The following is a 21,761-nucleotide window of genomic DNA, read 5'->3' on the forward strand; positions in this document are numbered from 1 at the left end:
CCGTGTCCGGCGAAGCACCCACCCGCCGGGTGGTCGTCACGGCGGCGGAGATGGTGACCCCGCTCGGCTGGGACGCCGCGACGACCTTTCGTGGCTTCGTCGACGGCCGCTCCGGCGTCCGCACGACCTCCCGCTTCGATGCCTCCGGGCTCGGGTCCCGGGTCGCGGGTGAGGTCGCGGACGGATTTCTCGCCGCCGCGGCCTCCGCGGGGCACCTCACCGACGCCGAGCACGCGTTCGGCGCGGCGCTGCCCCGGGGCGTACAACTGGGGCTCGCCGCCGGCGCCGCCGCGAAACACCGTGCCGGGCACACCGATACTCCACCCGAGCGGTTCGGCGTCTGCGTGGGATCGTCCGGGCAGATGTACGACATCGACGCGTTGGACGCGCTGCTGCACACCAGTCGACGTGCCGGAAGGGCAGGCCCTGGAAAGGAATTCGTCGGCCTGCTGGCCGCGCAGCGGCACAGCATGCGCAAGAACGCCGCCGCGGCGGCCCTGGCGCACGTCTGCGGCGCGGCCGGACCCACCATGACGGTCTCGGCGACCTGCGCCTCCGGCACCCAGGCCATCGGTGAGGCCGCCCTGTGGATCCGCGAGGGCGATGCGGACCTGGTGCTGGCGGGCGGCTGCGATTCCCTGCTCACCTTCCTCGGCATCTCCTCGTTCGATCTGCTCACCGCGCTGGCCACGCGGTTCAACGACCGCCCCGCCGCGGCCAGCCGCCCGTTCGACCGCAGACGCTGCGGCTTCGTGATGGGTGAGGGCGCCGCGTTCGTCATGCTGGAAGAGCTCGGGCACGCGCTGCGGCGCGGCGCCGCCCCGCTGGCCGAGGTGGCCGGCTACGGCACCTCCTGCGACGCGTACCGGATCACCGACAGCCCGCCGCACGGAGAGGGGGCCGTACTGGCGATGTCGGGCGCCCTCGTCGACGGCGGGCTGCGGGCCGAGGACATCGACTACATCAGCGCGCACGGCACCTCGACGCTGATCAACGACCGGGCCGAAACCCGGGCCGTGCACAAGGTTTTCGGCGATCGGGCGGCCACGATCCCGATCAGCTCGCAGAAGTCGATGATCGGTCACTCGATCGCGGCCGCGGGCGCGATCGAATGCGTCACCTGCCTGCACGTGCTGCGCACCGGCCAGCTGCCGCCCACCATCAACTACGAATACCCGGACCCGGATTGCGATCTGGACTATGTGCCGAACCACACTCGGACACAGGCGGTTCGCGTCGCGATGAGCAACTCGTTCGGGTTCGGCGGCCAGAACGCGAGCATCGTGCTGCGCCGGTGGCCCGGCCCCGCCGACGGTGACGGTCATGGGTGAACGCGTGGTGGTGACCGGTCTGGGCGCGGTGTCGGCCCTGGGCAACGACCCGCGCACCCAGTGGCAGGCCTTGCTGCGCGGGGAATCCGGGGTGGCACCGCTGCGCGAGCTGACCGAACCGCTCATGCTGCGCACCGATGCCGACCGGCCGCTGGCGGCGGGCCGGGTGCACGGGATCGCCCCGCGGGACTGGATCACCGATCGCAAAGCGGCCCGGGCCATGCGGCTGCATACGCACATGGCCTTCGCCGCCGCCGGGCAGGCACTGACCTCGGCGAAACTGCATCGCGGCAACATGGACGGGGACGCGACGGGAATCACGCTGGGCGTCACGATGATCGACTACGACGTCGCCGATCTGGAACTGGCCGCGCGCCGATCCCGGCACGAGACCGGCGAATTCGACATCGATCGGTTCTGCCGCACCGGGTGGCGGGCGATCTCGCCCATGGTGTCGATCGTGATGCTGAACAACGCCACGCTGTGTCAGATCGCCATGCAATACGGGCTGCACGGACCGAACGCCTCGTTCAGTCCGTTCGGTGAGGCGGGCGGCCAGGCGATCGGGGCCGCGGTGCGCATGCTCGCCGAAGGCGACGCCGAGGTCATGCTGGCCGGTGGCGTCAGCCCGCGGCTGAATCTCGCTGCGCTGCAACGCCTGCTCTACTTCGGCGTGGTGGCGCGGACCACCGATCCGGCGGCGGCCTCCTGCAAACCGTTCGACCGTGACCGCACCGGCACCGTGCCCGGTGAAGGCGCTGCGGTGCTGGTACTGGAGACCCTCGACCACGCAAGATCAAGGGGCGCACACATTCTCGCCGAGGTGCTCGGCCACGGCGCGGCCCTCGGCGTGCCCGACGGCACGGAACCGTATCCGCCGCGCCGCGCGATCGAACGCGCACTGGACGCGGCGCTCGACGACGGCGCGCTGCCACCGCGACGAGTCGGCGCGGTGTACGCCGACGCGCCGGGCCTGCCCGCGGGCGATGCCGCCGAGGCGGCCGCGATCGACGCGGTGCTCGGCGGGCACGTGCCGGTGACGGCGACGAAGGGATCGACCGGGCACCTACTGGCGGCAGCGCTGCCGTTGCAGAGTGTCTTCGCCGTGCTCAGCCTGAACGAGCGCCGGATCCCTCCGATCGTGAATCTCCTTCACCCCGAGACGAATTCGGACGTCGACCTGGTTCAGCGCAGACCCCGGCGGCTGCGCGGTGACACGGCCGTCGCCTGCCTGGCCGCCGGTTTCCAGGGACAGAGCGAGTGCGTCGTGTTCGGCGCGTTCGAGGCGAAGGGGACGTGATGCGGTTCCTGCTCTACGACCGGGTGCTCGAGGCGACCAAGGGCGAATCCATGGTCGCGGTCAAACATGTCACGCTCACCGAGGACCACTTGGGCGCCGGTTACGCGGGGCGCAGACTGCTCAGCGGTTCGCTGCTGCTCGAGTCGATGGCGCAGGTGGCGGGCTGGCTGGTGCATTTCAGCACGGACTTCACGGTGTCCGCGTTCCTGTGCCTGATCGACCGCGCCGAGATCGTCGGCGAACTGCCGCCCGGCAGGGCCATGCGGGTGGAGGCGCGCCTGCTCGGCCTGAGCAGGCGGTGGGCCCAGCTCAGCTGCGCGGCCTACGACGAGACCGCGCCCATCGCGCGCATCGCGCGGTTGAACTATGTGCTGCAAGACATTCAGGATCCGGCCGAGGTCGCGGCCGAGGAGAATCGGTTCCGCTACTACTCCGGGTGGCCGGTGGACCGGATCCGGTCGACGCCGGACCAGCCGGTGACGCCGTGAACCGGGTGGTCGTGACCGGGCTCGGCGCGGTCACCCCGATCGGGCTCGGCCACCGGGAGTTCTGGGCCAACCTGGTCGCGGGCCGCTCCGGTGAGGCGCCGATCACGCTCTTCGACGCCTCGTCGCTGCCGACCCGGATCGCCGCCGAGGTAGCCGATTTCGCGGTATCCGACTACTGGGACGGGCCGTTTCCGGCGGAACTGCACGCGGACCGGCAGGCGCGCTTCGCGCTCGCCGCCTGCGCCATGGCGCTGGCCGACAGCGCCCTGACGAGCGCAGGGCGGTCGCTGCCGGTCGACCCCGACCGGGTCGGCCTGGTGCTCGGCGCCGGGCTCGGCCTGGTGCGCATGACCGATATCGCGAACCATCTCGACCCCAGCGGCCGGTTCGCGCTGCCCAGCCCGCTGGCCGGCGCGGCGGCGATCGATCCGGTCTCGCTGATCCGCGACCCGCAGGACCTGGTGGTCGGGCTGCTGGCCGCGCACCTCGGTGTCACCGGCCCGGCCACCGTGGTCACCTCCGCCTGCGCGGCAGGCGCGCACGCGATCGGCACCGCGTTCCGGCTGATCCGGTGTGGCCGCCTGGACGTCGTGCTCTGCGGCGCAATGGATTCCATGATCAACCCGCTTGGCATGGCCGGGCTGGTCGCGCTCGGCGCACCCTCCACCGACAACCTGCCCGGCCGGACCGGCCGGCCGTTCGACGCCACGCGCACCGGGTTCGTGGTCGGCGAGGGCGCGGGCATGGTCGTGCTGGAGACCGAGGCGCACGCCCGCGCCCGGTCGGCGCCCTGGTACGCGGAGGTCGCGGGCTTCGGCAGATCCCTTGACGCACACCGATTCACCGAACCCCACCCGGCCGGTGCGGGAGCCGCCCTGGCGATGCGCGCGGCCCTGGCCGACGCGGACGTGCGCCCCGAGCAGGTGCAGCTGGTCAATGCGCACGGCACCGCGACGCTGCTCAACGATCGCGTGGAGACCATCGCCATCAAACACGTGTTCGGCAGCGCGGCCACCGATCTCGTGGTCACCGCGAACAAGTCGATGACCGGTCACCTCATCGCCGCTTGCGGCGCGGTGGAATTCATCAGCACGGTGCTGAGCGTGCGCACCGGCACGGTGCCGCCGACCGTCAACTATCGCCATCGCGACGCCGAATGCGATCTCGACTACGTGCCGGGTACCGCACGGCAGCTGCCGGTGCGGGTGGCGCTGACCAATTCGTTCGGTCTGGGCGGCCAGAACGGCACCCTGGTGGTGCGCCGGGCCGCCGACGACGTGATGACACCAGTCTGAGATGGGAGCGGCGCATATGCACGTGCTGTTCGTGAATCCCGACGTCCGGGACAAGAGCGTGATCTACGGCAACCGCATGCTCAACCCGGTGCCGGTGAACCTGGCCTACCGCGCCGCCATGACCGCGGTCGAACACCGGGCCACCGTGCTCGACGAGAACGCGACGCCCATCACCGATTTCACCCGTTTCGCCGATATCGACCTGGTGGCGGTCACCTCGAAGTTCTTCGGCGAGCGGCGCACCGGCGAGCTGGTGCGCGGATTCGGCGCGCTGGGCACGCCGGTCGTCGTCGACGGGTACTTCCCCAGTTACGACCCGCAGGCCGAGCGGATCGGCGCGGCCTCGGTGGTGCGCGGCGAGGTCGAGCAGGTGTGGCCGCGGATACTCGAGGACGCGAGCCGTGGCCGGCTGCGGCCCGGCTATGCCGGCGGGCCGGTGGATCTGGCGACACTGCCGCGCTACGGGCCCGAGCATCTGCCGCCGCACGACTACGTGTTCCCGGTCGAAGCGACCCGGGGCTGCCCGTTCTCGTGCAATTTCTGCATCGAAACCCGCTACCACCACGAGCGCTTCCGTACCCGCCCGATCGAGCACGTGCTCGCGCAGATCGACGCGCGCAGCGGCGATTTCGTGCAGTTCTCCGATATCAACATCGTGGGCAACCCGCGCTACGCCCGGACCCTGTTCGCCGAACTCGCACCGCGACAGGTGCTGTGGGGCAGCCAGGCGACGATCACCATCGCCCAGCGCCCGGCGCTGGCCGAGGCGGCCGGCCAGGCCGGGTGCATGCTCGTCTTCCTGGGCCTGGAATCGGTCCACCCGCAGAACCTCGTCGCCTCGGACAAGAGCTGGAGCCGTCCGGCCGACTACCGCGCGCTCATCGCCAGGCTGCACGGGGCGGGCATCGGGGTGATCGGGTCGTTCGTGTTCGGCTTCGCCGGTGACACACCGGACGTGTTCGAACGGACCCTGGAGTTCGTCGTCGAGAACGAGATAGAGATCTGCCATTTCAACCCGCTCGGCAGCGGTCCGGGCGTACCGCTGCACGCGGAACATCTGCGCGCGGGCCGCATGATCGACCCCGGTCCCGGCGGGCCCTCACACCTGCGGGCCGCGGTGGCCCCGGTGTCCATGACGGTCCGCCAGCTCGAGGAGGGTCTCGAATACCTGTACACCCGAACCTATTCCCGGGAGCTGACCCGGCAGCGCCTGCGCCGGTACCGAGCGGACGCGGACCTGCCCGGCCCACGCTCCGCGGCGAAGAAACGGGCCGTCATCGGCCTGAATCTGGCCTACCGCAGGGCGGTCGAGCGGCACTACGGAGCGACCGTCGGCGCGGAGCGACTGCCGTGACCCGCACCGCATCGAATTCGGTGCTGCTCCCGGCGATTTCGGCCCCGGCACCGTTGTCGGCCGGGGTCGATATCGCGGCGGTCGATCGGATCCGTGCCCTGCTCGCGGCGGGAAACGCTTTCTGCGAGCATGTGTTCCGGCCCGACGAGATCGCCTACTGCACCGCGTTCCGGGATCCCGCACCGCATTTCGCCGCTCGGTTCGGGGCCAAGGAGGCCACGCTGAAGGCCTTGCACCTCGGACTCGGGGCGCCCCCGGCGACCCGGCGACTGCGCGATATCGAGGTGTGCCGCACGACCGGCGCACCACGCCTGCGGCTGCACCACCGCATGGCGACGCTGGCGCGGCGGCGCGGGTTGACCGGCGCCGCAGTGTCGTTGAGCCATGACGGCGACTACGCGCTCGCGTGCGTGCTGCTCGCCGGGCAGGGGTGCGGATGAACCGGCTCGACGATTCCATCGCCCTGGTGACCGGCGCGGCGGGCGTGTTCGGTACGGCCATCGCCACCCGGTACGCCGAGGAGGGCGCCACGCTGGTGCTCACCGATGTCGACGCGACCCGGTTGCAGGCGACGGTGAAGACGGTCGAAGCCGTTGCCGCCGCGCCGGTTTCCGCGTTCGTCGCCGACCTGACCGAACCCGCCGAGGTGGCCCGCTTGTTCGCCCACACCGACGAGACGTGGGGCCGGCTCGATGTGCTGATCAACAACGCCGGCGGTGCGCTGCGCTCGCCGCTGGTCTTCCACAACGACGCCGACTGGCGCCGGATGCTGCGGGTGAACCTCGACACCGTCTTCTATTGCAGCAGGCAGGCGGTGCGCCGGATGCTGCCCCGCCGCAGCGGCCGCATCATCAACGTCGCCTCCGCGCTCGGCCTGACCGGCGGCGCCGACGAAGTCGCGTACGCGACCGCGAAGGCGGCGGTGATCGGCTTCACCCGCAGCGTCGCGCAGGAGGTCGGGCGGCGCGGTGTCTGCGTCAACGCGATCTGCCCGACGCTCGCCGACAGCGGGGTCAGCCGGGAGTATTTCGGCGGCTTCGAGGTCGACATCCGCGCGGTCGCCGCGTATCTCGCGCGCCGGGCGGCGATGCCGCGCCCGATCGCGCCGGACGACGTCGCCGACGTCGCCGTTTTCCTCGGCGCTCGCGAGAGTGCCTACCTCAATGGGCAGGCCATTCTGGTCGGCGGAGTGGGATAGGAGTATCCGTGCGGTTTCTCATGGTCGACGCGATCACCGAAATGGACGGCGGCCGCCGGGCCGTCGGCGTGAAGAACGCCGCGATGAGCGAGGACTACTTCGCCGACCACTTCCCGCAGCAACCGATCCTGCCCGGCGTGCTGGTGCTGGAGGCGATGACCCAGCTGGCGCGCTGGCTGGTGCTCACCCACAGCGAATTCCGCACCACCGTGGTGCTCAGCGCCGTGCAGCACAGCAAGTTCATCGACTTCGCGGTGCCCGGCGACCGGCTGACCGTCGAGGTGGACCGCATCGAGGGCGGTAACGGCGCGGGCCCGGCCCCGGGCGCGGAGCTGGATTTCCGGGGCGTCGCACAGGCGCACGGCCGCAAGATCGCGACCGCGACCTTCCGCTGCCGGGCCTACGCGCTGACCGAGTTCGAGGATCCCGCGGCGACCCGCCGCCACTATCAAGTGCTGCGGCTCAACGGATCGAAGGTGAGCGGACAATGAGGCATCGGGTGGCCGTCGTCGGCGCGGGCGTGCTGTCCTGCCTCGGAACCGACTATCGCAGGCAGTGGCGGCGAATTCTGGCGGCCGAGACCGGTTTACGGCGACGAGACGGCGACGGTCCGCCGGAGCTGGCCTATTTCGGCGCGGTGGACGATGCCGAGCATCCCGGCGCGCTCGCCGACCGCAAGCATCTCAAGCGCCTCACCAGGGCGTCCCGGCTGGGCGTGTACGCGGCCGACTTGGCGATCGCCGACGCGGGCGCGGTGTTCCGGGCCGCCGCACCGCCGCGGCGCGCAATCTATATGGGCTCCAACGAGAACGAGGACGAGAAGAACTATCTCGACCGCTTCGCGCCGGTACTGGCCGGTGCGCGCCGCCCGGACGGCACCCTCGACTACACGCTGCTCGGCCAGGCGGCGCTGCGCCGGGCCAAACCCGATTTCCTGCTCTCCGGCCTGCCCAACGCCGCCCTGTGCCAGATCACCATCCGGCACGAGATCTGCGGCGCGAACAGCACCTTGGTCGACGGCTCGGCCATGGGACTGTGCGCCGTGGGCCGGGCCTTCCGTGCGGTGCGCGACGGCCGCGCCGACGTCGCCGTCTGCGGTGGCACCGACGCGGGCGCCGACGAATTCGCCCGCCTCGCGCTGCGTGAATTCGGGCTGACCTCGGCCTGCGCCGCCGGTGTGCGCTCGGTTCGGCCCTACGACCGGCACCGGGACGGCTACATCTGCGCCGAGGGCGCGGCCGCACTCGTTCTCGCCGATCTCGACCTGGCGCGGGCCAACGACGCGCATATCCTCGCCGAGATCATCGGCTTCGGCGCCGCGACCGACCGCGGCCGCGCGCTGGCGCCCGATCCCGAGGGCAGCGGTGTGCGCGACGCGCTCGTACGGGCCGTGGCCGACGCCGCCATCGATCCCCGAGCGGTCGGCTACGTCTATGGCCACGGTGACGCGACCGGGAGCGGCGATCGCTCCGAGCTGCACGGCATCGCGCACGCGCTGGCGCGGCGAGACCGGCTGCGGCTCACCGGAACCAAGGCCGCGACCGGGCACATGGGCCCGGCCACCGACGTCGCCGAGGTGGCGTTCGCCTGTCTGAGCGTGCGGGACGGCGTCGTCGCACCGACGCTCAACCTCGGCGCGGTCGACGACGCGGCGCGCGCGGTCGAGATCGTCGCGCGGCGACCGGCCGCGCTCGACGCGCGGTTCGTGATCACACTCAGCCGCAACGTGGACGGACCCGAGGTCGCCGCTGTGGTGCTCGGCAGCACATGAACACCGCGTGCGGTGGCGCGCAACAGACGAAAGGCGAAGTATGACAGCAGATCTGGCAGGGCGGACGGTCCTGATCACCGGCGGTTCCCGCGGCATCGGCCGGGCGATCGCACTGGAGTTCGCCGACCGCGGCGCGGACGTGATCCTGACCTACTGGCGCAAACGATCCGCCGCACGCGAGGTCGTCACCGAGATCGAGCGAAAGGGCAGGCGCGCCCTCGCACTACGCGTCGACGTCGGCGAAAAAGACCAGCTGAAGCAGCTTTTCGCGGATATCGGCGAGCAGTGGGGCGCGGTGGACTTCTACATCAACAATGCCGCCTCGGCGATCATGAAACCGCTGTTCGCGCTGGAGACCCCGCATTGGCGCTACACCCTGGACACCAATATCACCGCGGCGCTGTTCGGTTGCCGGGCGGCCTACGCGCTCATGCCGCAGGGGCGCGGCGCCATCGTGCTGCTGTCGAGCATGGGCAGCCGCCGCTATCTGCCCAGCTACGGCGGCTTGGGCGTGTGCAAGGCGGCGATCGAATCGATGGGGCGTTATCTGGCCGTGGAACTCGCGCCGGGCGTCAACGTCAACACCGTTTGCGGCGGGCTCATCGAAACCGATTCGATCCGCGCGCTCGCGGGTGCGGACGAGTGGGTGCGCCAGGCCGCCGAGGCCGGTCCGATGCGCCGGATCGGCACGCCCGCAGACCTGGCCAAGGTCGTCGCCTTCCTGTGCACCGACGACGCGAGCTGGATCCGGGGCCAGACCATCGTCGCCGACGGTGGCGCCTCACTCACATCCTGAGAACCGACTACTAGGAGACGCTCTCGTGCGCACCGTGATCGAGGAAACCCGCGACATCTACGACCTGACCCACCGGCAGATCACGCTCACGCCGTCCGGGCAGGCCATGATGGCCTACCTCTGGCAGGACCGGGGCGGTTACGTCGGCCAGCTGAGCTGGACCACCCGCGATCAACTGCGCGAGATCGCGCACGCCGCGGGCTTGGCACCGGGGCGCACCGTGCTCGATCTGTGCTGTGGCACCGGCGGTATAGCGCGTTACCTCGCCGAGACGACCGGCGCCACGCTCACCGGTCTCGACTACTCCGCGCCCGCGATCGAGATCGCCCGCCGCGCCACCGCCTCGGTCCCGATCCGGTTCGACCACGGCGATGCCCGCGAGCTGCCTTACGCCGCCGCGACATTCGACGCGGTGGTGAGCGTGGACAGTCTGGTCATCGTGCCGGACCGCCCGCGCGTCCTCACCGAGTGCGCCAGGGTCCTGAAGCCCGGGGGCCGGCTGGCCTTCACCGACGAGGTGCTCACCGGTCCGATCCCGCGCGACCCGGCCACGTTGCGTGCCTTGACCGTCTACGGTCGCCTGTTCGCGCAGACACCGGCCGGATATCGGCGGCTGCTCGCGCACGCCGGATTCACCGACATCGAGGTTCAGGACAGCACCGAGATGTTCGTCGCGATCAACGAGCGCTGGGCCGAATCGTATCGGCGTTTCGCCGTACCGGGCCGAGAGATCCTGGGCGACAGGCTGTTCGAGGACGGGCTCGCCTTCTTCGAGACGCTCGCCGCGCAGGGGGCGGCGGGCCGGCTCGGACAGGTTCGCGTCCACGCCACGCGCCGGACCGGATAGTCGATGACCCGCTCCCCCGGCCACGATCACCGCGCGACCACGATGCCCTCGGCCACCCCGCTCGCAGTGCTGCGCGGAGTTTCGAAGACCTTCGGCAGTGCGGACACGGCCGTGCACGCGCTGGCCGAATGTGACCTGACCATCGCGGCGGGCGAATTACTCGTCGTGCTCGGTCCTTCGGGCTCGGGCAAGACCACGCTGCTCAATGTGCTCGGCGGGATCGAGACCCCGACCACCGGCGCGATCAGCATCAACGGGCACACACTCACCGAGCTGGACGCGAAGGGCATGGCGGCGCTGCGCCGTACCACGTTGAGTTTCGTCTACCAGTTCTTCAACCTCGTGCCGACGCTCACGGCCGCCGAGAACATCGCCGTACTGGCCGAATTGACCGGCGGACCGGTCGGCGCCCGGGTACACGACGTGTTGACCCAGGTCGGCTTGGCCGACTGCGCGGATCGTTTTCCGGCACAGCTTTCGGGCGGTCAGCAGCAGCGCGTCGCGATCGCACGGGCGCTGGTGAACCGGCCCCGGCTGCTGCTGTGCGACGAACCGACGGGCGCGCTGGACCTGGACACCGGCCGCGGTGTGCTGGCGCTGCTGCAACGCCTGTGCCGCCGGGCCGACCACGCGGTCGTGCTCGTCACGCACAACCAGGCGATCGCCGCCATCGCCGACCGGGTGCTGCGCATGCGATCCGGGCGCATCGTCGCCGACCTCCACCAGGCCGCGCCGCTGCCCGCAGACGAGGTCTCCTGGTGACCCGGCATCCGACGCTACGCCGGAAACTGTTGCGCGACATGCGCGCTCAGTGGCCGCAATTCGCCGCGCAGACGATGATCATCGTGCTCGGCGTGGCGCTGTTCACCGCGTCCTACGGGGCCTACCGGAATCTGAACGCCTCCTATGACGGCACCTTCGAGACGGAACGTTTCGCCGACGTCTGGGTGAGCGGCGGAGACACGGCCGCACTCGCGGCCGGGGCGAACGCCGTGCCGGGGGTCGCGGATGCGGTCGTGCGCACGCAGGTCGATCTGCCGCTGCGGGTCGGGGCCGACAAACTGCGCGGCCGCGTCATCGGCCTGCCCGCCGACCGGCCGCCCGCGGTGAACGCCCCGACGCTGCTGTCCGGGCACTACCCGGGTGCGAACGAGGTGCTGGTCGAACACCATCTGGCCGATCACTTCGGGTTGCGCAGCGGCGCAACACTATCCGTGCTCGGGCCCGGGGGGTGGCGCGAGGTGGCCGTCGCGGGCGTAGCCTCCTCGGCCGAATACCTCTGGCCCGCGCGCAGCCGTCGCGACATGTTCCCGCTGCCCGACAACTTCGGCGTCCTCTTCGCCGCCGAGCCGCTGGCCACCGCGCTGGCCGCCGGCGCCGCCGATCAGGTGGTGATCCGCTTGGCCGAATCGCCGGGTTCCGACGCGGTCACCCGGATTCGGGAACTGGCCGCCGCGCACGGCGCGACGGAGGTGCTCACCCGCGCGGAGCAACCGTCGAACTGGTTGCTGCGCATGGACATCGACGCCTTCGGTCAGCTCGCCTATCTGTTTCCGCTGCTGTTCCTGAGTGTCGCCGGTCTGGTGTCCTACGTGCTGCTGCATCGGCGGGTGCGGGCCGAGCGCCCGGTGATCGGCGTGCTGCTGGCCGGCGGTGTGTCGCGCACGACGTTGCTGTGGCACTACCTGCAGTACGGGATCGTGGCGGGACTGGCCGGCGCACTCGGCGGAATCCTGGTGGGGCTCGCCGGATCCGGCGCGTTGAGCCGGATCTACCTCCGGGCGATCGACCTGCCCGCGTCCGCGGCGGTCGTCGAGGTCGCGCCGATCACCCTGATCGGCGCACTGCTGTTCGGTGTCGCGGCGGGTGCACTCGGCGCGCTCGCCCCGGCCTTGCTCGCCTTCCGCACGCCCCCCGCGGCGGCGATGCGCGGTACCCCGCCGAGGGGTCCGGGCCGGATCAGTGTGCTGGAGCGGGTGATTCCGGTGTTGCGGCGGCTGCCGGCCCGCTGGCTGCTGGTGCTGCGCGCGATCGGGCGCAGCCCGCGGCGCACCTGGAGCACCGTGCTCGGCACCGCGCTGTCGCTGGTGGTCATGCTGACCTCGTGGACGATGCTCGACACCATGACCGAGGCGTTGGACGTGTCCTTCCATCAGGTGCAAACCGCCGACGCCCGAGTGGATTTCACCGTCGCGGCCGACCAGCGCCGACTGGCCGAACTGACCGGGGACGCGGGTGTGGCCGCCGCCGAACCGATGGTGCAGTTGCCGATCACCCTCGCCACGGACCGCGCCGCCTACCCGACCGTGTTGATCGCGCTGCCGCGCGACACCACGATGCACGGACTGCGGCCGACGCCGGGGAGCCCGGCCGTCCGGCCGGACCGCGGCCTGCTGGTCGGCAAGGGGGTCCGGCAGCTGCTGGGCGTCTCGGCCGGCGACCTCGTCGAGGTCGAAGTGCCCGGCGCGCAAGCGGTTCGCGTGCCGATCGCGGGTGTGCTCGACGAGCCGATCGGCACCTTCGCCTACTGCACGCTAGAGCAGCTCGACGCGCTCGCGGGTGCGCCGGTGCCGATCAATTCCGCCCTGCTGCGCCTCACCCCGGACGCCGACCCCGACCAGGTCCGGCGCACACTGTCCGAGCGGCCCGGTGTCGCGGCCTACGAGGATCTAGACGAGGTGAACCGGTTGATCGACCGGTACGCCGGATTCTTCTTCGTGTTCATCGGCGTGATGCTCGCCCTGGGCGGTTCGATGGCGTTCGCGATCATCTTCACCACCATGTCGATCAATATCGTCGAGCGACGGCGCGAGGTCGGCGTGCTGCGCGCCGGTGGGATGCCGCACGGCATGCTCGCACGCCTGATCACCGGTGAGAACCTGCTGCTGACCCTGCTCGGCATCGGACCGGGCCTGGTGCTCGGGGTGCTCGGCGGGCACAGTTTCCTGTCCACCTACGCCAACGACCAGTTCCAGCTGGATCTGGTGGTCCGCCCCGGCACGCTCGGCGGCGCGGCGCTGGTCGTCCTGTGCGTCGCGACCGTGTCGCTGCTGCCCGGGCTGCGGGCCGTGCGCGGCCTCGACCTCGCCGCGGTCCTGCGCGAACGATCCGATTGAGCCGCCAGGAGGTGCGCTGATGAACCACTCCGCCTTCGTCACCGGCGGTAATCGCGGGATCGGGCTGGCCATCGCGCGTGAACTCGCGCGCGGCGGCAAGCCGGTGGCGGTCTCGATGCGCAAGGGCGCGCCGCCCGACGGATTGTTCGGCGTCCCTTGCGATGTCACCGACGAACGGCAGGTCGACGCCGCGTTCGCGCTGATCGAACAGGAACTCGGACCTGTCGACGTGCTGGTCGCCAACGCGGGCATCACCAGAGACGTGCTGCTGGCGGCGATGACCGAGGACGAGTTCGCGTCGGTGGTGGACACCAACCTGGTCGGCGCGTTCCGGGTGATCAACCGGGCGGCGCGGACCATGATCCGGCAGCGGCGCGGCCGGATCATCCTCGTGTCGTCGGTGACGGCGCTGCTCGGCTCGGCGGGGCAGACCAATTACGCCGCCTCCAAGGCGGGCCTGATCGGGCTGGCCCGGTCGCTGGTGCGGGAACTGGGCGCGCGCAACATCACGGTCAACGTGGTCGCACCCGGGTTCGTGGACACCGATATGACCGCGTCGCTCACCCCGCAGTGGCGCGCCGAGGTCACCAAGAAGATACCGCTCGGCCGGATCGCCGCGGCCGCCGAGATCGCCAGGGTGGTGGCGTTTCTCGCCGGTGCGGACGCGGGCTACATCACCGGCGCGGTGATTCCGGTGGACGGCGGACTCGGCATGGGCCACTGACGGCCGCTGCGCAGCGCGGCGCGGCCGTCGTCGTGCCCGTTGCCCGCGGCGCCCGCCTCGAGCAGCGCGATCAAACCGGTCTCGTAGGCCACCGCGACCGCCTGCCCGCGCGTGCCGACCGCCAGCTTCTGCAGCACGTGGTGCACGTGGCTGCGCACCGTGGTCGCCGAAACCGAGAGCTGCCGGGCGATTTCGGCATTCGAGCGGCCGTGCGCGAGCAGCCCGAGCACCTCGGCCTCGCGCCGGGTCAAGCTGCCCGCCACCTGCATATCGGAGTTACGCGCCACCGCGGGCGCGACGACGTGGTCGAGTCCGCCGACGATCTGCGGCGGCACCACGAGCCGGTTGCCGACCGCCACCACCCGAATGGCGCACAGCAGCTCGAACGGCGAGCAGCCCGAGGACAGCAGTCCCCGTACCCCCGCACGCACCAGCTTGACCGCGCGCGCGACGTCTTCCTCCGGCATCACCATGATCACCTTCGCGGCCGCGACGAGCTCGGCCAGGCGGTGTTTTCCTTCGACGGCGCCGACGAGCAACACGACGTCGGGTGCGTGCGCCCGGACCGCTCCGAGTAAGGCGTGGCCGCCCGAAACATCGTCCACCACATCGATATCCGGCTCACGGTCGAATTGTGCGCACAGTCCTCTGCGCATCAGGGCGCTGTCCGCACAGACCACGGCACGAATGGTCGCCTGCCGGTGCGCCGCGGCGCCGGAGCCGCGGCCCTCGTTCACCGCCGGAACGGGGACGAGTGGCGCGAGTGTGCCGCGCGATTGCGGTGTGGTGTGATCCGCTGGATCGGTTCCATTGCGTGACAAGACATCTCACGCTCCCATCATTCCCAGCGAATGCTCACCAGGGTAGCACGTAAACAGTTCGACCATCGCTTTGTTCCACTGCCGATGGAATGTACAAATCAACGATTTTATCTGTGCACGTTGTCGTTTCACCGGACGCGATAATCCATTCTCAACCCGGGGACCGAGCTTTTCGATCACCGTATCCTTCCCGCATCCTCGCGATGCCCGCCGCTATTTCCCGCCCGATCGTGCCGGCCGCCGCGGCCAGCGTGGTGCGATCCACGGTCCACCGCGGCAGTCGTTCCAGAAACTCCCCGACCCGCGACATGGCGGCGATCAACTCGTCCGCGTCCGCGCCGGCGGTACTCGGCGCTATCCGCATTTGCAGCGTAATTGCCCCGCACCGCCGCATGATCAAACGCGCGATCACCGCCTCGGCGTAGTTCTGGACCGACGGGCGGGGCCGCGCGCCGATCGCCCGCGGGGACAGCACCAGCCTGCCGAGCAGGCCGACCCGGCGATAGCCCGCGAACAGCGGGGCGCGCGCGGCACGTCGCAGCATCTCCTCCATGGCCGCGGCAACCTGCGCCGCGCGATGCCGGTCCGGTTCGGCCGCCACGATCGCCGCACGGGCCAGGCCGGCCGCCAGATCGTTGCGATAGTGCGTGCGCAGCCACTGCGCGGTGTCCGGCGCGGCCTGCGACAACTGCTCGAACACCGCCGCCGACAGCAACGTCGCGCCGATGGGGATCAGCGCGTCGCTCAGCGCCTTCGACAGGGCGACCAGATCCGGCCGGAACCCGCGACCGGTACAGGTCAAGAAATGGTCGATATCGCAGCGCCAGAAACCGCTGAATATCTCGTCGACCCCCACCAGGAAACCGGCGCTCGCGCGGTGCCGCTCGATCTCGTCGAGCACGCCGGGCGATATCTCGAGGCAATCGTAACCCTGCACGAGTTCCAGCCAGACCAGCGCGAGATCGTCACGGCGCAGCGCCTGTCGCAGGGCGGCAATGTCCTCGGGATCCACCTCGAGCACGTCGACCGGATAGGGGCTGAAAGCATTCCGGTCGCGGTCGCGGAAGAACGAACTGGTCCGGCTCAACGCCAGCGAGAGCGGACCCTTCCCGGAATAGTTGCCGCGCAACGTGAGTACCGCCGTCCGGCCGGGCCGGCAGCACAGCGCGGTGAGCACCGCGTTGTCGACGGCACTCTGCCCGCTCACCGCGGGCAACAGGAACGGCAGCCCGGTCAGGCGCGCGAGTTCGCTTTCCAGGCGCGAGGTTTCGTCACCGGTGCCCGCCGTACGGATCATCTCGACCGACTGCACGTTGTGTCCGCGGAACGCGGGACCGGTGCCGGACGCCAGATCCGTATAGGCGCGCGTGCCCCGCCGATAGGTGACGCCCTCGGCCCGGTCGAAGGTGACGTTGATCGCCGCGAGATCGATCGCCCTGGTCTGCCAGGTGTTGGCGTGCATGCGCAGGCGGGCGCTGCGGGTCGCGTCGCTGTGCCGCATGCGCTCGATCGCCGCGCGTTCCCGGCGGCCGATCGGCCGCCAGCCGAGCACGGTGTCGCACAGCATCCGCATGGCGAGCCCATTGCCGCCGAAGGTCGACACGTGCGCGATGCTGTCCATGGTGTTGTTCCACAGCGCGAACATGTCTCTGGTGAACGAGACCGTGCCACAGGGCATCTCGTTGCCGACACAGACCTCGCCCAGAAAGGCGAGGTCGGCACAGGTCGCGGCGGCGCGCCAGCGGGAAAGCGCGTCCTCGGCGCCGAGCAGGCCCCAGGCGACCGGGCGTCCTTTCACACGCTCCGCCGCCAGTGTGCCGCGCAGCGCCGCCGCCTCGTCGGCCGAAAGGCCGTCGAGGACCACCACATACGAATCCCACCCGGTGGCGAGCAGGCCCGAGAACTCCTCGGCGGAGCCCACGATCCGCATGCCGTCGGCGACGAGCGCACGCAGTCCGGGAACCGAATGCCCGAAGGCGTGGTACGCGGTCCCGGTCGGATCAAGCACGAGAATGCGGCAGTGCCCCGCGGCGGCGTGGCGATTGTGCCGATTGCGCAGGTATTTCGTCACGGTGCCGAGCGCCTCGACACCGGAATTCACGAACACCGAATGCCATGCGACGCCGGTGGTATCGCCGCTGCTGAGCAAGCGATGCAACAGATAGGCCGCGACGACGCCCTCCGGCGGCACATAGGTGCTCGCCAGCACCATGTTCGGCGAGCGCGCGGCAACCCGTTCGGCCACTATTTCGCGGACCCGATCGGATGCGCCGGGAAATACGCCCGGAATGTGTCGCGGCGATCCTCGGGAGCCTTCCGGAGCTACGCCAGTGGACATTGCCACGCTCCTTGCTGAACTCATCCGAGATGCGGCGGTACTTCGCTCGATCCGCCCGTCCACTTATCGTGGACATGATCAATTGGTGTCAGAATAGCCGCGGTGAATCGGGTCATCATCGGACGAATGATGAGCCGGATATCAACACTTGTCGGATAGGCCCGCGATACTGGTACGATCGCGTACCCCGCACTGTGCCAATAGTTTCGGCAGCCGCGCGGAATTCGCGTCCGGGGCGCGGAAACGCGGCCCGGCGCGAGTTCACCCGACGGTGACGACGCGACTGTGCCAGCCGGTCGAGCCGTCGGGGAACGGCGGTGCGCGATGGTCGGTCTGGGTGATCCCGGCGCGGTCGGTCGCGCGCACGCGCAAGGTGTGCGTGCCGGGTTCGGCGCGCCAGCGCCAGGTCCACTGCCGCCAGGTGTCGAGGGAGTATTCCGCGGCCAGCGTGGCCGGTTGCCACGGCTGATCGTCGACCTGCACCTCGACCGCGTCGATGCCGCGGTGCTGGGCCCAGGCGACACCGGCGACCACGACCTCCCCGGCGGGCACGGTCGCGAAGGAGGCAGGGACGTCGATCCGGGACGCGGTCTTGATGGGCGCCTGTGCGGCCCAGTCCCGTTCGGTCCAGTACGCCTCGGCGCGGTCGAACCGGGTGAGCTCGAGGTCGATCACCCATTTGGTGGCAGAGACGTAGCCGTAGAGACCGGGCACGATCAGCCGGGCCGGATAGCCGTGCGCGATGGGCAGCGGCGCGCCGTTCATGCCCACCGCGAGCAAGGCGTCCCGGCCGTCCAGGACCGCCGAAACCGGTGTGCCCGCGGTGAATCCGTCGACGCTGCGGGACAGCAGCATATCGGCCTCGGGACGCACGCCCACCTCGGCCAGCAATTCGGCCAAGGGGTATCCGGTCCAGACGGCCGTGCCCGCCAGCTCGCCGCCGACCTCGTTGGAGACACACGTCAGGGTGATCATGCGCTGCACCGCGTTTCGCCGCCGCAATGCGTCGAAATCCCATTCCCGGGGCCGTTCCACCAACCCGTGCACCCGTAGCCGCCACTCAGCACTGGTCAGCGCAGGCAGCTGCAAAGCCGTGTCGACCCGATAGAACCGATCGTTGGGCGTCACGAACTCGGTGAGCCCCGAAACTCGCGGCGCCACCTCGAGACTGGGCGCTGCCACCGCCTGCGCACGCGGCACCACGAACTTCGCCCGATCCGCCACCACATCCCGCAACCGCGCCCCGATCCACTGCCCCGCCACCCCGGCCCCGACCGCAACCGCTCCCACCCCCGCCGCAAGCGCGAGAAACCGCCGTCGCGAGGGGCGCTGCGACGGCGCACCCCGCCCAGCACTTCCGCTTTCGGCTGATGCCACCCCCTGCGGCCGCAGAGCGCCTACCGACCGCGTGCGTGCCCGCCACCACGAAGGGCGTGCGGACCGCGAGCCGTCGCCTGGAACCTGCACGGCCCCAGCGCTTTGCCGATCGGGCGTGCCCATTGCGCCGTAGGACCGGGCGGTTGCCGGACGGCCATCTGCTCCAGCAGTTTTCGTCGCCGACGCCGCATTCGAAGCCCGCGCGGCTCGCGTGAGCAGGGGCAGGGCCAAGACCCCTGCCGCGACGCCGATTATGGTCGGCAGGGCGAACAGCGGTGTGGCGGTGGGGCGTTGCAGGGCTGCGCCGAGGACTACCGCGCCGAGCAGTACCAGCAGCGCGGTGCCGAAGGGGCGTTTGCGCTCCAGTACGCCGAGGAGCGCGGCGAAGAGCAGCATCACCGCCGCCATCGAGACGAACAGGGCGAGTTTGTCGTTGCTGCCGAAACGGCGAATCGCGGCGTCCTTCAACGCGTGCGGGGTGTGGTCGACCACCGCCGCGCCCATCGCATAGAAGGGCGAGGCGGCCGGATCGAACACCGCGGCGACGAGATGGCCGACCCCGAGCACGGTCAGCGCCGCGAGCACCCCGGCCAGCGCGGCCGCAAGGATGCCGCGCTCGGGCCGCTCGGTGACCGCATTCGGATATGGCGGTGCCACACTCTGTTTCATGGTTCGCTCCCTTATCGAGCGTGGGCGAATGGAATTCCGCGGCACTGCGAGCGCGACGCCGCCGATCCGCTACGAATCCGGATCAGGCGAGTCCGATCTTCGCGATGGCGTCACCGGTCGGCTTCGGTGAACCGGCGGCCGGTTCGTCGGTGACGGCCAGGACGTCGACGGCGTCGAAGCGCGTCACCACCGCCGGACCGCTGGGCAGCTCGGTCATCACACCGACCGAGCGCGTCGCCCCGTCGGTGGCGACCAGCCACATCTGATAGGAACGCCCCGGCGCGGGCGCGGGTACGTCCTCGAAAGACGCTGTGGCGGCTCCGATTCCGGCTGAAGTGTGCACGACGAGCCGACCACCCCCGGCGACCGGCGCGGACCGGGTCAGCACGTCCGGCTGGGCGAGCACCACTTGCGCGGTGATCCCGGTGGGCGGGGCCGTGCTGTTGCGGTACACCACCGCACCCGCACCGATCGCGACGACCACGGCGGCGGCCGCCGCCACCCAGCGCAGCCGCCCGATCCCCTGCTTGGCCGGTGCACCGGCGGAGGTGTCCAGTGCCCGCAGCAACGTCGCCTCCAGCGTCGGCGGCGGCGCCGTGGCATCGAGTACGGTCAACGCCGCCAACGTTTCCCGCACCCCGGACACGATCGTGGCGAAGGCGGCGGCGACGGCCGGGTCGGCGTCGCGCAGCCGGTGCTCGATGCTGCGCCGCTCGAGCTCGGCGACCGCGTCCATGGCGTACGGGTAGGCCAGATCGAGCAGATCCCCGCCGGACCGCTCGGTGTCGTTCATCGGGTATCACTCCCTGTCAGGCAATTCTCCAGCCGCTTCAATCCGTCCCGGATCCGGCTCTTGACGGTGGGCAGCGGCACCGCCAGGTGGTCGGCCACCTCGCTGTAGGTGCGGCCGCTGTAGTAGGCCAGTGCGACGGCCTGGCGCTGGATCTCGGTCAGCGTGTCCAGGCAGTCCAGCACCGACTGTTCGTCGAAGCGCTGCCCGACCTCCTCGGCGACGACATCGTGGTCGCGGCCCAGATGTGCTTGGCCGTAAGCGATGTCGCGGGTGGCGGCGGACTGTTCCCGGCGCACCCGGTCCACCGCCCGCCGGTGGGTCAGCATCATCAGCCAACCCATCGGACTGGACAGCTTGCGGTCGTACCCCGCCGCCAGCGACCAGACCTGCAGGTACACCTCCTGGGTGATCTCCTCGGCCGCGGCGTGGCTGCGCAGGATGCGCAGCGCCAGGCCGAACACCCGGTGGCTGGTCGCCCGATAGAACTCGGTGAACGCGTCTCGATCACCGGACGCCACCGCGTCCAGCAGCCCGAGCAGCCGCCGGGTCAGCGCCGCTTCCTCGGGATCGACCCGTGGCGGACAGGACGGTCCGCCGTCGCCACCGGTGCGGCGCAGGCGGATCGCGGTGAGCTTCGGTTCCTCCGGCATGGTCACCTCCCCGTTCCACCGCAGGCGAGGGCGAACAGGGTAGGGATCTGCGACAGCAACACGTCGAGCTCGACTCCTGAGGGGAGGGACCATTGGCGGACAGTGGAGCAGATCAGGCAGCGGGCGGCATGAGCACGGTATCGATCATGTACACAGTGGCATTGGCGGTCTTGACGCCGCCGCAGATCACCGACGCGTTGCCGACCTTGATGTCGTCACCGTTGCGCGCGACCGTCACGGTATCGCCCTGGACGGTCTTGTGCGTGCCCGCGATGCGATCCGGACCGACCTGGCCCGGCACCACGTGATAGGTGAGGATCTTGGTGAGCGTGGCCGAGTCGGTCTTCAGCGAATCCACCGTGGCCGGATCGATTTTCGCGAACGCCGCGTCGACCGGGGCGAACACCGTGAACTGGCCGCCGTTGAGCGTATCGACCAGATTCACCTGCGGGTTGAGTTTGCCGGATACCGCCGCGACCAGCGTGGTCAGCAGCGGATTGTGCGAGGCCGCGGTCGCCACCGGGTCCTGCGCCATCCCGCTGACCGAACCCGCACCGGTCGGCACCTGCTGGGCGTAGGCCGCGCAGCCAGGGCCGACCAGATCGCCCGCGGCGGCCGCGGACGTCGTCATCGCCGCCGAGGACGAGGGCTCGGCAGCCGTATCGGACTTGTCGGACGAGCAGGCCGACGCGCCGGCCAGCGCCGCGCCGAGCACCATCGCTGCCACGACCGAACGTCGCATAACTGTCATCGTTGTCTTTCGCTTCCGTCGAGACGGCTCGCAGCCGTGCTGGGGAGTGGACGGAACGGAATTCGCCTGGCCGACAGCGGCGGATGGGTCGAGTTCGGAGGCAATTTTCGGCGAGCGGTGGAGTAGCCGGACAAGCGCGTCC

20 protein-coding genes are annotated in these 21,761 nt (G+C 70.4%); 14 read left to right on the top strand and 6 right to left on the bottom strand.

Annotated elements, in window-relative coordinates; all coding sequences use genetic code 11:
* Positions 1–2: 2 nt before the first annotated feature.
* From NBRGI_RS29860 to fabG, 14 genes are read left to right on the top strand one after another with little or no spacing between them, the layout of a single operon-like run.
* Entirely contained in the window at positions 3–1,331 is a 1,329-nt protein-coding gene (locus NBRGI_RS29860) for a beta-ketoacyl-[acyl-carrier-protein] synthase family protein (RefSeq protein ID WP_029900530.1), read from the top strand.
* Positions 1,324–2,631: a beta-ketoacyl-[acyl-carrier-protein] synthase family protein gene (locus NBRGI_RS29865; protein ID WP_029900531.1), complete on the top strand. Its 1,308-nt coding sequence runs from the start codon at positions 1,324–1,326 to the stop codon at positions 2,629–2,631. The genes NBRGI_RS29860 and NBRGI_RS29865 overlap by 8 nt, the downstream gene beginning before the upstream one ends.
* A complete protein-coding gene (locus NBRGI_RS45550; RefSeq protein WP_051728134.1) occupies positions 2,631–3,119 on the top strand; it encodes a hypothetical protein in 489 nt (162 codons plus the stop codon). Before NBRGI_RS29865 ends, NBRGI_RS45550 begins: the two co-directional genes overlap by 1 nt.
* The gene (locus NBRGI_RS29875) at positions 3,116–4,414 is read left to right on the top strand and encodes a beta-ketoacyl-[acyl-carrier-protein] synthase family protein (protein ID WP_029900533.1); all 1,299 of its coding nucleotides are present in this window, start codon (positions 3,116–3,118) and stop codon (positions 4,412–4,414) included. The genes NBRGI_RS45550 and NBRGI_RS29875 overlap by 4 nt, the downstream gene beginning before the upstream one ends.
* A gap of 1 nt (position 4,415) precedes the next feature.
* A complete protein-coding gene (locus NBRGI_RS29880; RefSeq protein WP_029900534.1) occupies positions 4,416–5,768 on the top strand; it encodes a B12-binding domain-containing radical SAM protein in 1,353 nt (450 codons plus the stop codon).
* Positions 5,765–6,208, top strand: coding sequence for a holo-ACP synthase (locus NBRGI_RS29885; protein WP_051728135.1), 444 nt, complete (start codon positions 5,765–5,767; stop codon positions 6,206–6,208). The genes NBRGI_RS29880 and NBRGI_RS29885 overlap by 4 nt, the downstream gene beginning before the upstream one ends.
* Complete coding sequence (locus tag NBRGI_RS29890) at positions 6,205–6,966, top strand: SDR family NAD(P)-dependent oxidoreductase (RefSeq protein ID WP_029900536.1); 762 nt, start codon at positions 6,205–6,207, stop codon at positions 6,964–6,966. The genes NBRGI_RS29885 and NBRGI_RS29890 overlap by 4 nt, the downstream gene beginning before the upstream one ends.
* Before the next feature lie 8 nt (positions 6,967–6,974).
* Complete coding sequence (locus NBRGI_RS29895) at positions 6,975–7,457, top strand: 3-hydroxyacyl-ACP dehydratase FabZ family protein (protein WP_148310990.1); 483 nt, start codon at positions 6,975–6,977, stop codon at positions 7,455–7,457.
* Positions 7,454–8,737 carry a beta-ketoacyl-[acyl-carrier-protein] synthase family protein gene (locus NBRGI_RS29900; RefSeq protein ID WP_081878294.1) on the top strand — a complete coding sequence of 428 codons (1,284 nt, stop codon included), beginning with the start codon at positions 7,454–7,456 and terminating at the stop codon, positions 8,735–8,737. The genes NBRGI_RS29895 and NBRGI_RS29900 overlap by 4 nt, the downstream gene beginning before the upstream one ends.
* A gap of 40 nt (positions 8,738–8,777) precedes the next feature.
* Entirely contained in the window at positions 8,778–9,533 is a 756-nt protein-coding gene (locus tag NBRGI_RS29905; protein ID WP_029900538.1) for an SDR family oxidoreductase, read from the top strand.
* Positions 9,534–9,558: 25 nt separating this feature from the next.
* Entirely contained in the window at positions 9,559–10,380 is an 822-nt protein-coding gene (locus tag NBRGI_RS45555) for a class I SAM-dependent methyltransferase (RefSeq protein ID WP_051728137.1), read from the top strand.
* 3 nt (positions 10,381–10,383) lie between these two features.
* Entirely contained in the window at positions 10,384–11,142 is a 759-nt protein-coding gene (locus tag NBRGI_RS29915) for an ABC transporter ATP-binding protein (RefSeq protein ID WP_029900540.1), read from the top strand.
* A complete protein-coding gene (locus NBRGI_RS29920) occupies positions 11,139–13,496 on the top strand; it encodes an ABC transporter permease (RefSeq protein ID WP_029900541.1) in 2,358 nt (785 codons plus the stop codon). Before NBRGI_RS29915 ends, NBRGI_RS29920 begins: the two co-directional genes overlap by 4 nt.
* Before the next feature lie 19 nt (positions 13,497–13,515).
* Positions 13,516–14,220 carry a 3-oxoacyl-ACP reductase FabG gene (gene fabG, locus NBRGI_RS29925; protein ID WP_029900542.1) on the top strand — a complete coding sequence of 235 codons (705 nt, stop codon included), beginning with the start codon at positions 13,516–13,518 and terminating at the stop codon, positions 14,218–14,220.
* Here the strand turns inward: fabG and NBRGI_RS29930 are convergent.
* From NBRGI_RS29930 to NBRGI_RS29955, 6 genes are all read right to left on the bottom strand, one after another.
* On the bottom strand, positions 14,166–15,041 hold the full coding sequence (locus NBRGI_RS29930) for a response regulator transcription factor (RefSeq protein WP_051728139.1): 876 nt from the start codon (positions 15,039–15,041) through the stop codon (positions 14,166–14,168). The genes fabG and NBRGI_RS29930 overlap by 55 nt on opposite strands.
* Before the next feature lie 151 nt (positions 15,042–15,192).
* Positions 15,193–17,379 (bottom strand): aminotransferase class III-fold pyridoxal phosphate-dependent enzyme, encoded by a 2,187-nt coding sequence (locus tag NBRGI_RS29935; protein WP_148310991.1) that lies wholly within the window; start codon positions 17,377–17,379, stop codon positions 15,193–15,195.
* A gap of 261 nt (positions 17,380–17,640) precedes the next feature.
* Positions 17,641–19,425 (bottom strand): molybdopterin-dependent oxidoreductase, encoded by a 1,785-nt coding sequence (locus NBRGI_RS29940; RefSeq protein WP_063726329.1) that lies wholly within the window; start codon positions 19,423–19,425, stop codon positions 17,641–17,643.
* Positions 19,426–19,507: 82 nt separating this feature from the next.
* Entirely contained in the window at positions 19,508–20,218 is a 711-nt protein-coding gene (locus NBRGI_RS29945) for an anti-sigma factor (protein WP_029900546.1), read from the bottom strand.
* Positions 20,215–20,868 (bottom strand): ECF RNA polymerase sigma factor SigK, encoded by a 654-nt coding sequence (gene sigK / locus NBRGI_RS29950; RefSeq protein WP_029900547.1) that lies wholly within the window; start codon positions 20,866–20,868, stop codon positions 20,215–20,217. The genes NBRGI_RS29945 and sigK overlap by 4 nt, the downstream gene beginning before the upstream one ends.
* Before the next feature lie 112 nt (positions 20,869–20,980).
* A complete protein-coding gene (locus NBRGI_RS29955) occupies positions 20,981–21,610 on the bottom strand; it encodes a fasciclin domain-containing protein (protein ID WP_029900548.1) in 630 nt (209 codons plus the stop codon).
* Positions 21,611–21,761 lie beyond the last annotated feature (151 nt).

Source organism: Nocardia brasiliensis IFM 10847, assembly GCF_000710915.1.
Classification (GTDB): Bacteria; Actinomycetota; Actinomycetes; order Mycobacteriales; family Mycobacteriaceae; genus Nocardia; species Nocardia brasiliensis_A.